We start from the raw sequence: 12,951 nt of genomic DNA, 5'->3' as shown, positions 1-12,951 counted from the left end.
ATTATATAATTAAGTAATTATATAAGCATTGACAAATGAATAGGAAATTGAGAAAATGTCAAAGAAATTTCTTGTACTTTACACCTTACGAAGGAGCGTGCATCTTTGGTTGAAATAGATAAAGTCGCGGACATTTGCAAGCTGTTGGGAGATAAAATGCGGCTCACGATTCTTTCGCTTCTTAAGGAACGTGAACTTTGCGTGTGCGAAATCGTGGAAATCATGAAAACCAGCCAGCCTAATGTTAGCCAACATATGCGGAAATTGAAGGATGGCGGCTTGGTTAAGGAAGCCAAGAAGGGGCAATGGGTCTATTATTCGTTAAACATTGACGATAAGCCCTATTTGCATGTATTATTTCAATATTTGCCTTCTCAAAAAGAAAAGGTAGATCTCATATCTTGCGAGCAGCTCAATTGCTGAGATTAGCAGATACTTACTATTTAGGAGGTTTAAGAGGAATACATGGTTTACTTAGCACTTATCATCTTTTTACTTACACTGACCTTCGTTATTTGGCAGCCTCGAGGGCTGAATATTGGATGGTCCGCATCGGCAGGTGCCATTCTGGCACTCCTCTTTCAGGTTGTTTCTCTGAATGATGTCGTTACTGTGACAGGCATTGTGTGGAATGCGACTTTGACTTTTGTCGCCATTATTCTGATCTCCCTCATCTTGGACAACATTGGATTCTTTGAATGGTCTGCCCTTCATATGGCACGAATTTCCAAAGGGAACGGGAAAGTCATGTTCGTTTATGTCATCCTGCTCGGGGCCGCTGTTGCTGCACTATTCTCCAATGATGGCGCCGCGCTAATTCTAACGCCAATTGTTCTAGCTATGGTTCGTGCCTTGAAATTTCCAGATAAAATGATTCTGCCGTTCATTATGGCCAGTGGTTTTATTGCAGATACGACATCCTTTCCTTTCGTTGTGAGCAACTTGGTGAACATCGTATCGGCTGACTTTTTCGGTATTAATTTTGTCACCTATGCTAGCCGAATGCTTATTCCAAGTCTAATCTCATTAGCTGCTAGTATGCTTGTGTTGTTCCTGTATTTTAGAAAAGACATTCCTCAAAACTACGATGTCACTCAGCTTAAGCGTCCATCTGAAGCAATTAAGGATATTCAGCTATTCCGATTATCTTGGGTCATTCTTGGTATCCTTTTAGCTGCTTACTTAATCAGTGGGTTCATTAAAATTCCAGTTTCGATCATTGCAGGAGTCGCTGCGCTTAACTTCATTCTGATTGCCCGATCGAGCAAGGTGGTCGAAACCAAAAAGATTATCAAAGACGCACCGTGGGCTGTCGTGATTTTCTCCATTGGCATGTACGTTGTTGTGTATGGTTTGAAAAATGCTGGTTTGACGGATTCTCTCGGAGATCTCATAGAAGTCATTTCTGGGAAAGGTCTATTTGCAGTCACTGTTGGGATGGGCTTCCTGGCCGCTATCCTTTCCTCGGTTATGAATAACATGCCGACGGTTATGATTGATGCAATAGCGATCAAGGGGACTCAAACAGAGGGAATCATTCGTGAAGCTCTCATCTATGCCAATGTCATAGGTTCCGATTTAGGGCCTAAAATTACGCCAATAGGTTCGCTCGCGACTTTATTATGGCTCCATGTCCTATCCAAAAAAGGTGTGAAAATCACCTGGGGGTACTATTTTAAAATAGGCATCATCCTTACGATCCCAACTTTATTAATCACGTTAATTGGTCTGTACCTATGGTTAAATGTAGTTTCATAATCAACCTATAAGGAGCTGTTCACTATGGACAAAAAAATCGTATATTTTCTATGCACAGGAAATTCTTGCCGGAGTCAAATCGCAGATGGCTATTTGAAAGCTTTGGGCAGCGACAAATATGAAGTGAAAAGTGCCGGTCTGGAAGCACACGGATTAAACCCAAGAGCGGTTGCCACGATGAAAGAGGATGGCATTGATATCTCTAATCATACCTCTGATGTGATTGACCCTGAAATTTTGAGTCAAGCGGATTACATCATTACATTGTGCGGTCATGCCAATGACAATTGCCCTGTGGTGCGTAATGATAAAGCCGAAAGATGGCATTGGGGCTTCGATGACCCGGCCAAAGCTACGGGAACAGAAGAAGAAATTACAGCTAAATTCCGCGAGGTTCGCGATGCCATTAAAGCTCGTATTACGCAGTTCGTAAAAGAAGGTAAATAAGATGATCAAACGAATGCACGTTGCGGTAAATTGTTCCGATCTTCACAAATCGTTAGATTTTTACCGTGCTTTCTTCGGCGCTGAGCCTACGAAAGTCAAAGACAACTACGCGAAATTCGAGCTTGAGAGTCCCGCTCTTCACTTCTCTTTGAATGTCAGGCCGTTCGAGAAAAACGGCGTTCTCAATCATTTGGGATTCCAAGTGGATAACACGGAAGACGTCCTACAGATGGGTGAGCGTTTGAGACAAAGCGGACTTCTTCTAACCGACGAAATGAACACGACCTGCTGCTATGCCGTTCAAGATAAGGTTTGGGTGTATGATCCCGACGGCAACGCTTGGGAAATCTTTTATACCAAGGAAGATTCCGAATTTGAATCCGCGGGTGAGCCGTTGGATGCCTCATTATGCTGTGCACCACCTTCTGCACCTGTAAAGGCAACTATAGAATTCATGCCATTTAAGAAAAAATAAGGAGGGCTTATCCATGCCAAAAAATTATCAAGCCTTAATCGAAGATAAAATCTACTTTGGCGGTGCTTCTGACGTAGAGGACATGGTCAAGAACGAGAACGTTGAAGTGATTGTTGATCTACGCGGAGAAGCCACGGAGTGTGCTTTCCCAGCGGGTAACGTCGAATGGATTCAAGTACCCCTTGGAGACAACGCTGAGGGACCACAGGATCAGCTTTTCCAGCAAGCAATCGATCACGTTGTAGAGGCTTATAAAAGCGGCAAAAAAGTTGGCTTTCACTGTGGCGGAGGCAAAGGCCGCACTGGTGCTGTGGCCATTGGCACTTTGATTACACTGGGTTTAAGCCAGACCATCGAAGAAGCAGAGAAAATCGCTCAAAGCATTCGCCCTGTCGTGAATGTTAGAGCCCCTCAACGTGAGGCGCTTGAGAAAATATTTAGTAAATAAATATAAAAACTAGACCCCTGAGCAATTATTAGTTGCTTAGAGGCCTAGTTTTTTTGCTATTACTTAACGCTAGTTATCTCTCAATAATTTGTTCGCGTTTCGGCCCTATGGAGACCCAACGTACGGGTACACCTATCACTTTTTCAATGTAAAGCACATAATTTTGAGCTTCAATAGGGAGATCGTTAAAGGTACGAATATGTGAAATATCACACTTCCAACCCGGCAGCTTTTCGTAGACTGGCTCTGCTTGCTGTAATTGTGAGGTATGCGGGAAATCCATGCTAATCTCATTTTGAATACGATAAGCGTTACATATTGGAATCTCCTCCAGATAGCCCAGTACATCTAGATTAGTTAGGGCAACCTCGGTTGCACCCTGTAGTTGACAGCCATACTTAGTCGCAACGGCATCGAACCATCCTACGCGCCTTGGCCTGCCGGTTGTTGCACCGAATTCTCCCGCATCCCCGCCACGCGTGCGTAACTCATGAGCGGCCTCGGCGTGAATTTCTGATACAAATGGCCCTTCGCCGACACAGCTTGAATAAGCCTTCGTAGCAGCGACAACTTTCTTAATAGCATATGGAGGAACTCCTGCCCCAACAGCAGCGTATCCAGCCAATGTGGATGAAGATGTCGTATAAGGATAAATACCATGGTCAGGATCTCTTAACGCTCCTAATTGTCCTTCAACTAATACCGTTTGCCCTTGTGATAATGCTTCTTGCAGCAATGTTGTCGTATTGCACACAAATGGCTGAATGAATGCCGCTTGCTTCTGCACTTCATCCACAAGCTGATCTACATCCAATGGAGCCTTTTTATATAAATGAGTGAGAAGTATATTTTTGGACTCTAATGCTCTATTTAACTTTTGTATTAGATGACTTTCATCAAATAATTCGGACACTTGTATGCCAAGCTTCGCATATTTATCCGCATAGAATGGCGAAATCCCTTGCTTGGTGGATCCAAACTTCCTATCCCCTAATCGCTCCTCCTCCAACTCATCGAAAAGAATGTGATAAGGAAGTACGACTTGTGCACGTTCAGAAATATATATCTTAGGCTCAGGCACGCCTCGCTTCACTAATTCCTGAAATTCACTTTGGAGCTTACTCATATTTAAGGCAACACCTGGTCCAATTACGTTCGTGGTTCCAGGATAGAACACTCCTGAAGGCAGCATATGCAGAGCAAATTTTCCATAGTCGTTAATAATCGTATGCCCTGCATTGCTCCCTCCTTGGTACCTAACTACAAACTGGGAATGAACGGCAAGCACATCTGTTAATTTCCCTTTGCCTTCGTCGCCCCAATTCGCTCCCACAATAGCTGTAATCGTCATTTTAAGATCACCCTCCCATTGAAATAACTCCCTACAGCTAAGTATAATGTTAATATTCATATTAAAAAAATTAATATTACTAATATTAGATATTAACTGTATTGATATTAGGGAGATGAACGTACTATGATTCACAATTTGGAACTATATCAGGTCTTCTATATCACGGCAAAAGCGGGAAGTCTGTCCAAGGCTGCTGATGAACTATTTGTTACACAACCAGCTGTTACGCATTCGATTAAACAATTGGAGGCTAAACTGGGTGGGCAATTATTTTTCCGCACATCTCGAGGAGTGACATTAACAACGGAGGGGCGCGAGCTTTTCACCTATATTGAGCAGGCTTATCATTTTATTCTTAATGGTGAAAGAAAGATTACGGAGATGCATCAACTGACTCACGGAGAGGTGAAAATTGGAGCTGGAGATACGCTCTGTAAACATTTTCTTTTGCCGCACCTTAAGCAGTTTCACGAATCGTTCCCCAAAGTAAAAATACAAGTAACGAACAGAACAACAACTGAGACGATTACGCTGCTAAAAGAGGGGAAAATTGACCTAGGTATCGTCAATCTCCCTATTTCGGACCCTAGTATCTCAATTCAAGAAAGCATAGTCATTCATGACTGTTTCTTGACAGGGGAAGCGTACAAGCATCTTGCAGAAAACCCCGTTTCTCTTCAGAAATTGCTCGAGTATCCGATTATCCTACTTGAAAAAGGCAGCAGCACTCGTGCCTACTTAGATCATTTTGCTGAAGGGCATGCTCTGTCCATGAAGCCAGAGATCGAGCTTGGAAGTGTTGATTTACTAATCGAATTTGCTAGAAATGGCTTCGGTATAGCTTGCGGAATCAGAGAGTTTGTCACTCAAGAACTTTTGGATGAAACGTTGTATGAAATTCAGTTAACAACACCTATCCCAGCGAGGAAAGTGGGTCTTATTAAATTAAAGAGCACACCCCTATCTGCTGCTGCCACCCATGTGTATGATACTTTAAAACAAATAAAAAAGTGCTAACTGATTGCAGTTAGCACTTCTTTTTTCGCGATAGCCGTATTCTAAAGCTTTGACAAATAGTTTTTCACAGCCTCTACAGCTTCTTTCCTATTTCCAGCCTTGATAACGACTCGGTCTTGTTCATATTGCTTCATCGCATGCTCATAGCGCGGGTCGTAGTAATGTATCAGAAGCAGCCTGACGGCGTTCTCATAATGCTGTTCTTGAAGATTTGTCTCAATTTCTTTGGCTATGGGTGTATGGATGCGATTTTTAATATGCTTAAACGCATGTAAAATATCCGGCTGATTTTCGAAAGGTTTATAATCCTCGATAATATGCTGAACACGTTCTTCGATGGGCATTTCGATAAAAATCTGCGTGGCGGCTTCTTTTTTTTCAACGATAAACTCGGGAAGAACGACTTTGCCTATTCGCTTGCTTTCCCCCTCAATTAAAACGTAAGGCGCTGATTCAAGCTTCAATAGTTGTCCGACCAGTAATGATTCGAACGTTTTTTGGTTATGCGATTTCAGTCCAATTTCTCCAAAAATGGAGCCTCTGTGACCAGCCATCCCTTCAAAATCCAAGACAGGATAGCCCTCTTCCAGAAGACTGCGCAAAATAGCTGTTTTTCCCGTTCCCGTATTTCCCAAAATAACGTGTGCAGGAGGCTTAAAATCTCTAAGCTGTTCTAGTGTACTTACAACCCACTTCCGATAGGCACGAATACCTCCAGTCAAGCGGTAAACCCGAATGTTCATCAGCGACAAAACGGTTGCTGTTGTTTTACTTCTCATCCCGCCGCGCCAGCAGAAAACGGCCTTCGGTTCCTTGATTTGCTCGAAAGACTTCACAAAAGCGGGCAGCTTCGCAGAAACGATCTCCAGCCCTCTTTCCTTAGCTGCTTGGACGCTCACTTGCTTATATAAAGTACCTATCTCGGCACGCTCTGCATCCTCAAATATGGGAATATTCAAGCTGCCGGGGAATGTGCCATCTTCAAATTCAGATGAAGACCGGACATCGATCGTAACAATCTCTTTTTTATTTTGCAGGGTTAGCAGTTCTTCGATGGTGATGTCTTGAAACAATGGATTTTCGCTCCTTTAAAGTACAACAATGCGTCCAGGATGTTCTGCGGTAATTTCGCCAATCATGCTCGCTTCTACGCCTGCATCCTTCAGTTTGCGATACAATTCATCCGCTTGCTCTCCATCAACAGAGATAAGGAGACCCCCTGAGGTGACTGCGTCGCATAAAATCCATTGGCTAATTTGATCCAATGATTCAGCAAATGTGATCGATTCCTGTACATGAGCAAAGTTGTTTTTCGTGCCTCCAGGAACGAAGCCCTCTTCGGCAAGCTCTCGCACTCGCGGCAGAACAGGTACATCTTGCGCAGTAATGCGAATACCCACGCCGCTGCCTTTGGCCATTTCCAGAGAATGTCCCATTAAACCAAAGCCCGTCACATCTGTACAGGCATGAACGTTATAAGGCTCCATCGTTTCCGCCGCCGTCTTATTCAGCGTTGCCATCACCTGCGTGACTCGCTCTATTTCTTCTTCATTCAATCGATCCTTTTTGATCGAGGTCGTCAGAATACCCACGCCAATCGGCTTCGTTAAGATCAATTTATCTCCGGGCTTAGATCCTGCATTCGTACGAATTTTCCCTGGGTGCACCAATCCCGTAACAGCGAGTCCAAACTTCGGCTCGTTGTCATCGATGGAATGACCACCTACTAGTGTAATTCCTGCCTCGAGCATTTTATCCCCAGCACCGCGCAAAATATCGGCAAGTACTTGCTTGGGAAGCGTTTTGATCGGAAAAGCGACAATGTTTAATGCCGTTAATGGCTTACCGCCCATCGCATAAATATCACTGATGGCATTCGCCGCAGCTACTTGTCCGAAAGAATAGGGATCGTCAACGATCGGAGTGAAGAAATCTACGGTTTGAACGAGCGCAAGCTCTTCACTTAATTTATATACCCCTGCATCATCGCTAGTATCTATCCCAACGAGAAGATTGGGGTTGGCAACTGTAGGCGGCAAAGATTTTATTACTTGAGAAAGATCTCCCGGACCGATTTTGCATCCGCATCCACCTTTTGTGGAGTAAGAGGTTAGTTTGATTTTATCCCCAGTCGTCATTTGGCATCTATCCCTTCATCATCTTCATGTTATATATGTATCAATGATAACCTATTTAACTCAAATCATAAAATAAAAACGAACATCTCTAATCCGTGAACTGAATCACAGAGCAGAGATGTTCGTTTTTGGACATCAACGTTTCGTATGCAGCGACTTTAAGTTTGCTTCAATGGAAGCACGTTGGTTCTCTAAGAATGGTGGAAGGGAAAGCGATTCGCCTAGCGTCTCAAGGGGTTCATCCGTAGCAAATCCCGGACCATCGGTCGCTAGCTCAAACAGAATACCATTCGGCTCACGGAAGTACAAGGAACGGAAATAAAATCGTTCTACGAAACCTGAGTTAGGTAATCCTGCTTTGTTAAGGATTTCAACCCAAGCCAGCAGTTCTTCCTTGTCTTCAATACGGAAAGCAACATGATGAACGCCGCCGCTCCCTTGACTTGTAACCGGTAGATCGCTTCGCGGCTCGACTTGGACTTCTGCCCCTGACCCACCTTCACCAACTTGCATGACAATGATATCTTCTTGTCCTTTAGTCAGCGCGGGAACGCGTTCTTTCTCCGTGAAGCCTAGTAAACGAAGCGCTGCCAATGTCGATTCCGGCTTCCGTACAGTGAGCATCACTGGGCCTAGTCCGGTAATACCGTATGAGACAGGAACCGGACTTTTTTCCCATGGCTTCCCGCCCTTAACACCTGTATTATTTTCATCGGAAATGATGGCTAGCTGCTGACCTTCCGGATCCTCGAAAAAAATGACTTTGCGTCCCGCAAAGTCCTCCACAGGGGAGTACTTTACACCATGTTCCTTGAATCGCTCTACCCAATACGAAAGCGCGTCGTCATTCGATACACGAAGGGATGTACCTGAAATACTGCCTACTCCTAATACATTAGGCCCAACTCCTGGAAAATCAAAGAAAGTAAGCTCTGTTCCCGGACTCCCCTTTTCATCCCCATAAAATAAATGATAAGCCGTTGTATCATCTTGATTGACTGTTTTCTTAACAAGCCGCATGCCAAGCACCTCGGTGTAGAACTGGAAATTCGCTGCTGCATCCCCTGTCATCGCGGTTACATGATGAATACCTTTTACGTTCAAATCTATCCGTCCTCTCTACAAATGCTCAGACCTCTGATCAAACACAACTAGTAGTTTAACCTTAACCTATTCGTAGTATGAGCTACGAAGTGCCCAGTATCTTCTTCCCGCGCGGCTGCAAACCATTCGGATCCGGTTCTAACGTAACGCCAAAGGAGTCAATTTGGAAATCCTTCACCTTCACAGGGATGCTGTAAGTCAGCACACCAGTGCCCTTCTCGTCTACACGGAGCGTCCCGCAATTGTATCTCTTCCCGCTTCGGTTATACCAAACCTGATAGGCCCAATCCCCTTTGGTTTCCTTAAGACCTTGCAAATTAATGACCACATTGTGGATATCGCCATTTTGCAGCACATAAGCTGTGCCAGAGGCTGTTGGCATTGTACTTTCAACGGATTTCAATTGAAACGTATGCACGATTTCCGCAGGTTGACTTAAAGAAGGGTTGGCTGAAAAGTTTTTTGGTTGTTGATTGTTCCACCATACGCCTACAACGAGGCCTAAGATAATGGCAGCAGCTCCGCCATACACCCATTTGAACGAACGTTTCTTCTTCTTTTTCTTGATTGCTTTCAGTTGTGTCGGGACAATAGACTGCATAACCTGTTGTTTCAAATCCGAGGGGACTTCTACTTCCTCCATCTCAAAAGGAAGTGCCTGCCAGACCTCCTGCAGCTCGCTTAATTCTTCCCGGCATGTGACACAAGTTCGCAGATGCCGTTCGAAAGCAGCGCGTTCCCACTCTGTGCAGTCGCCTGTCAAATAATTGACAAGATAACTGCATTCCACAGTCTCCTGTTCTTTCATTACGTCATCCCTCCCTCAGTGATGTCAGATGCTTCCGAAGTATTTTCAACCCTTGGTGCAAACGGCTTTTTATCGTACCAAGCGGCTCATTCGTTTGAGTCGCAATTTCGCTTAAAGAATAGCCCTGCCAGTACATCATGTCAATCAATTGAATTTGGCTATCCGACAAGTGCACATAAGCCTCTTGAATTTGCTCTCCTATCCATTTACGTGACATAACCGATTCTGGATCAGGATCGCTCGAAATGAGCGTATGTTCCCACTCTCTGGGCTCAAATTGGATCACTTGATCGAGTCTGCGCTTCTTGCGCAAGCAATCGATCGTGATATTACGGGTAACCGTGATCACCCAGTTGACGAATGCACCTTTGCCTGCGTCAAAGCCCTTTTCTGTGGTCCAAAGACGTGTGAAAACAAGCTGAACAATTTCTCTGGCCGCTTGCTCTTCCTTCATGGATTTCAGCGCAAATGAATACACCAGCTTCGCATAGCGATCGTAAAGCTCTTCTAAGGCAGGATGATGCTTAGCCATCACCAGCTTCATGAGCTCACCATCTGTTCGATTTCGCATAATTCGGTACACCCCGAGTCGAAATGAAGTTTATTATCTTTCTACCTTATCGCCAGCTAGACTTCTTGGCAATAGCTTTATAGAAAAATAGCGCCCCAACGTCGCTGAATCTGCCAGCATGTTGGAGCGCAATAAACCTACAGGGTCGACTAGGAAGTTATCTTGCTGTGGTTTGAGCTGGATCGAGGACGAACCAGACCTTTCCTACATTTTGCCCAGTCGTATCGCCAGGGTTGTGATCTTTGATCCAGTAGTAAAGCGGCCAGCCTTTATACGTGCTTTGTTTCGTGCCATCGTTTCGAGTAAGGGTACCGAAATCGCTGCTAGTTAGATCTGAGGAAACCGTAAGGTTCGCATCATAGAAGATCGGCCAGTTAACCAAACATTGGCCAACGCAGGAGTTAGGGTCCGCTTTATCTTTTGTGAACAAGTACAAAGCCATGCCGTTCTGATCCACCAAATACGTGCCAAGGGCGTCGGATTTACTTGTTTTTACAGATGCATTCGCCGCCTTGGAGCCACTGAATTTCGCAGGATCAATTATGTACCAGACTTTACCAACATCCTGGCCTAATGTGTCTCCCATTTTCTTATCATCCACCCAATAGTACAGAGGGAAACCTTTGTATGTAGTTTGCATCTTGCCATCTGCACGAATGAGAGTGCCAAAATCTGCTGAATTAACTCCCGTTGGAGGTGCAATATTCGATGCGTAGAATAATGGCCATTTCTCCAGGCATTTGCCGGAGCAATTGCTAACACCCTTCGTATCTTTATCATAGTAGTAAAGTGCCATGCCGTTTGCATCTGTCAAATAATTGCCTAGATCGGTTTTGGTGCCTAGCGCCACGCCGCCGTTCGAGGGTTTAATAACGAACCAGACCTTACCAACGTTATCTCCAGTGGTATCTCCGGCTTTTTGATCCTTGACGAAGTAGTATAAAGGCCAACCCTTATAGGTCAGTTGTTCTTTGCCGTCAGCACGCACGAAAACTTTGAAATCCGCTGCGCTAAATTCCGCAGGAACCGTGAAATTATTGCCGTTAAAGATCGGCCAATTAACCAAACATTGACCCACACAAGAATTAACATCTGCTGCGTCCTTGGTAAAATAGTAAAGCGTCATGCCTTTGGAGTCCGTCAGATAACTACCCAACGTATCGCTTTGCTTCAAGCTAAGTTCTGCGTTCCCAAGCACTTCGAGCTTAGTCGCACTGATTTTACCTTTATCCGTCAAATCGGCACCTAGTGTTTTCGCAGTTCCTTTGATTGGCACCTTCAAAGCTTCGATGGTTGCTGTAGCGATATGTAAGTTTTTGAATTGCTTCACATTAGCAATCTTCGATAAGCCATTTTTCCCGGCAAAAGTAAATACGTTCGCGTACTCGAAATCCGTACCTTGTATGTAACCTAGCGATTCCAACAGAACCTTATAATACTGCTGCGCTGTAATTCCTGCGAGCGGTTCGAATTTATCATCGCCGGTTCCCTGCCAGCCTAAATTAGGATGCGCTTTCAAATAACCTAGAATCGCTTGGTTCTCTTTGGAAACGCCGCTAGCATCCATAAAGCTAGCCGTTCCGGTGAAAGCTAACGCTTCGGCTTCCAATCCTTTTAATCTTAGGGACATCACCGCGGCTTGCAGCCTTGTTGTAGGCTTGTTTAAGTATTCAGCCGTCAGCCCATTGCCCTCTCCTTGGAGGATACCAATATCCCCTGCAATATCCGTTTCGGATTTGACCTTCAGAGGCTCAGCCGCGACTGCTGATAGAGCTGTCACTCCCGCCATAAGACCTAGTAACACTAGGGAAGATACGAATACTTTTTTAAAATTACCCATGCTCGATTACTCCTCCTTAAATTTTCTATCTAAGGTAACGACGTGGAGCTGCAAGCGGTTTTATCATTTGTGATAAGGTGGACAATTTTTTTTAAGCAAGAATACGTTAGCTTCTGCGAAGTGCTGCTTGTGAAGGCTTGGTTTCGAGCTTTTGCACCTACGCCAAACCCTCCACCTCAGCTGAAAGCTCGTAAATCGACTTCTCAACCTTCAAATGACAACCTCCCACGGTTCTATCTACTTTTAGGCACGTTTTCCGAGTCCATGTCAGTCACTGCTCAGCGAAAGCTCGGTTTTCGAGCTCTCACCTTTGCTGAGAAGTCCGAAAAGTACTCCTCGAAGCCAGAATGATGCTTGTTAACCACAAATGAATGCTGAGAGAGCCAAAATAGACTTCTCAACGTCGATAAAGTAGCAAAGTGTTGCTGAGAAGTCCGAAAAGGACTTCTCGAAGCCAGAAGGATGCTTGTTAACCGACAAATGATGCTGAAAGAGCCGAAATAGACTTCTCAACGTCGATAAAGTAGCAAAGTGTTGCTGAGAAGTCCGAAAAAGACTTCTCGAAGCCAGAAGGATGCTTGTTAACTGACAAATGAATGCTGAGAGAGCCGAAATGAACTTCTCAACGTCGATAAGATAGCAAAGTGTTGCTGAGAAGTCCGAAATCGACTTCTCGAAGCCAGAAGGATGCTTGTTAACCACAAATGTATGTTGAGAGAGCCGAAATGGACTACTCACCGTCGATAAAGTAGCAAAGTGTTGCTGAGAAGTTCGAAAACGACTTCTCGAAGCCAGAAGGATGCTTGTTAACTGACAAATGAATGCTGAGAGAGCCGAAATGGACTTCTCACCGTCGATAAAGTAGCAAAGTGTTGCTGAGAAGTCCGAAAAGGACTTCTCGAAGCCAGAAGGATGCTTGTTAACCGACAAATGATGCTGAAAGAGCCGAAATAGACTTCTCAACGTCGATAAAGTAGCAAAGTGTTGCTGA

At 44.5% G+C, this 12,951-nt stretch carries 13 protein-coding genes; 6 read left to right on the top strand and 7 right to left on the bottom strand.

The window, feature by feature from the left end; all coding sequences use genetic code 11:
• Window positions 1–156 precede the first annotated feature (156 nt).
• From QFZ77_RS09160 to QFZ77_RS09140, 5 genes are read left to right on the top strand one after another with little or no spacing between them, the layout of a single operon-like run.
• Window positions 157–423 (top strand): ArsR/SmtB family transcription factor, encoded by a 267-nt coding sequence (locus QFZ77_RS09160; protein WP_373462730.1) that lies wholly within the window; start codon window positions 157–159, stop codon window positions 421–423.
• A gap of 42 nt (window positions 424–465) precedes the next feature.
• Entirely contained in the window at window positions 466–1,758 is a 1,293-nt protein-coding gene (locus tag QFZ77_RS09155; protein WP_307438695.1) for an arsenic transporter, read from the top strand.
• A gap of 24 nt (window positions 1,759–1,782) precedes the next feature.
• Window positions 1,783–2,205 (top strand): arsenate reductase (thioredoxin), encoded by a 423-nt coding sequence (gene arsC / locus QFZ77_RS09150; RefSeq protein ID WP_307438693.1) that lies wholly within the window; start codon window positions 1,783–1,785, stop codon window positions 2,203–2,205.
• A 1-nt stretch (window position 2,206) separates the two neighbouring features.
• Window positions 2,207–2,680: an ArsI/CadI family heavy metal resistance metalloenzyme gene (locus QFZ77_RS09145; RefSeq protein WP_307438691.1), complete on the top strand. Its 474-nt coding sequence runs from the start codon at window positions 2,207–2,209 to the stop codon at window positions 2,678–2,680.
• A gap of 13 nt (window positions 2,681–2,693) precedes the next feature.
• Window positions 2,694–3,128 (top strand): protein-tyrosine phosphatase family protein, encoded by a 435-nt coding sequence (locus QFZ77_RS09140; RefSeq protein WP_307438689.1) that lies wholly within the window; start codon window positions 2,694–2,696, stop codon window positions 3,126–3,128.
• 73 nt (window positions 3,129–3,201) lie between these two features.
• Here the strand turns inward: QFZ77_RS09140 and QFZ77_RS09135 are convergent, their stop codons facing one another.
• Window positions 3,202–4,479 (bottom strand): adenylosuccinate synthase, encoded by a 1,278-nt coding sequence (locus QFZ77_RS09135; protein ID WP_307438687.1) that lies wholly within the window; start codon window positions 4,477–4,479, stop codon window positions 3,202–3,204.
• A gap of 126 nt (window positions 4,480–4,605) precedes the next feature.
• Between QFZ77_RS09135 and QFZ77_RS09130 the strand changes: the two genes are divergently transcribed.
• Window positions 4,606–5,499 (top strand): LysR family transcriptional regulator, encoded by an 894-nt coding sequence (locus tag QFZ77_RS09130; protein WP_307438685.1) that lies wholly within the window; start codon window positions 4,606–4,608, stop codon window positions 5,497–5,499.
• A gap of 41 nt (window positions 5,500–5,540) precedes the next feature.
• Here the strand turns inward: QFZ77_RS09130 and mnmH are convergent, their stop codons facing one another.
• From mnmH to QFZ77_RS09100, 6 genes are all read right to left on the bottom strand, one after another.
• Window positions 5,541–6,572: a tRNA 2-selenouridine(34) synthase MnmH gene (mnmH, locus tag QFZ77_RS09125; RefSeq protein WP_307438683.1), complete on the bottom strand. Its 1,032-nt coding sequence runs from the start codon at window positions 6,570–6,572 to the stop codon at window positions 5,541–5,543.
• 15 nt (window positions 6,573–6,587) lie between these two features.
• Window positions 6,588–7,637, bottom strand: a complete 1,050-nt coding sequence (gene selD / locus QFZ77_RS09120; protein ID WP_307438681.1) for a selenide, water dikinase SelD — start codon at window positions 7,635–7,637, stop codon at window positions 6,588–6,590.
• A 135-nt stretch (window positions 7,638–7,772) separates the two neighbouring features.
• Window positions 7,773–8,741, bottom strand: a complete 969-nt coding sequence (locus QFZ77_RS09115; protein ID WP_307438680.1) for a ring-cleaving dioxygenase — start codon at window positions 8,739–8,741, stop codon at window positions 7,773–7,775.
• Window positions 8,742–8,823: 82 nt separating this feature from the next.
• Window positions 8,824–9,549, bottom strand: a complete 726-nt coding sequence (locus tag QFZ77_RS09110; RefSeq protein ID WP_307438678.1) for an anti-sigma factor — start codon at window positions 9,547–9,549, stop codon at window positions 8,824–8,826.
• Window positions 9,550–9,553: 4 nt separating this feature from the next.
• Window positions 9,554–10,120, bottom strand: a complete 567-nt coding sequence (locus QFZ77_RS09105) for a sigma-70 family RNA polymerase sigma factor (RefSeq protein ID WP_307438676.1) — start codon at window positions 10,118–10,120, stop codon at window positions 9,554–9,556.
• A 157-nt stretch (window positions 10,121–10,277) separates the two neighbouring features.
• Complete coding sequence (locus tag QFZ77_RS09100; protein ID WP_307438674.1) at window positions 10,278–11,960, bottom strand: hypothetical protein; 1,683 nt, start codon at window positions 11,958–11,960, stop codon at window positions 10,278–10,280.
• Between the last annotated feature and the right edge of the window lie 991 nt (window positions 11,961–12,951).

It is taken from the genome of Paenibacillus sp. V4I3 (assembly GCF_030817215.1).
In the GTDB taxonomy this organism is placed as follows: domain Bacteria; phylum Bacillota; class Bacilli; order Paenibacillales; family NBRC-103111; genus Paenibacillus_E.
Note: the sequence above shows the minus strand (reverse complement) of the source record. Positions and strands in the feature narration are given on the sequence as shown.

Coding starts and splice junctions, on each gene's coding strand:
- QFZ77_RS09160 (WP_373462730.1), top strand. CDS start 157: ATGCGGCTCACGATTCTTTCGCTTCTTAAGGAACGTGAACTTTGCGTG.
- QFZ77_RS09155 (WP_307438695.1), top strand. CDS start 466: ATGGTTTACTTAGCACTTATCATCTTTTTACTTACACTGACCTTCGTT.
- arsC (WP_307438693.1), top strand. CDS start 1,783: ATGGACAAAAAAATCGTATATTTTCTATGCACAGGAAATTCTTGCCGG.
- QFZ77_RS09145 (WP_307438691.1), top strand. CDS start 2,207: ATGATCAAACGAATGCACGTTGCGGTAAATTGTTCCGATCTTCACAAA.
- QFZ77_RS09140 (WP_307438689.1), top strand. CDS start 2,694: ATGCCAAAAAATTATCAAGCCTTAATCGAAGATAAAATCTACTTTGGC.
- QFZ77_RS09135 (WP_307438687.1), bottom strand. CDS start 4,479: ATGACGATTACAGCTATTGTGGGAGCGAATTGGGGCGACGAAGGCAAA.
- QFZ77_RS09130 (WP_307438685.1), top strand. CDS start 4,606: ATGATTCACAATTTGGAACTATATCAGGTCTTCTATATCACGGCAAAA.
- selD (WP_307438681.1), bottom strand. CDS start 7,637: ATGACGACTGGGGATAAAATCAAACTAACCTCTTACTCCACAAAAGGT.
- QFZ77_RS09110 (WP_307438678.1), bottom strand. CDS start 9,549: ATGAAAGAACAGGAGACTGTGGAATGCAGTTATCTTGTCAATTATTTG.
- QFZ77_RS09105 (WP_307438676.1), bottom strand. CDS start 10,120: ATGCGAAATCGAACAGATGGTGAGCTCATGAAGCTGGTGATGGCTAAG.
- QFZ77_RS09100 (WP_307438674.1), bottom strand. CDS start 11,960: ATGGGTAATTTTAAAAAAGTATTCGTATCTTCCCTAGTGTTACTAGGT.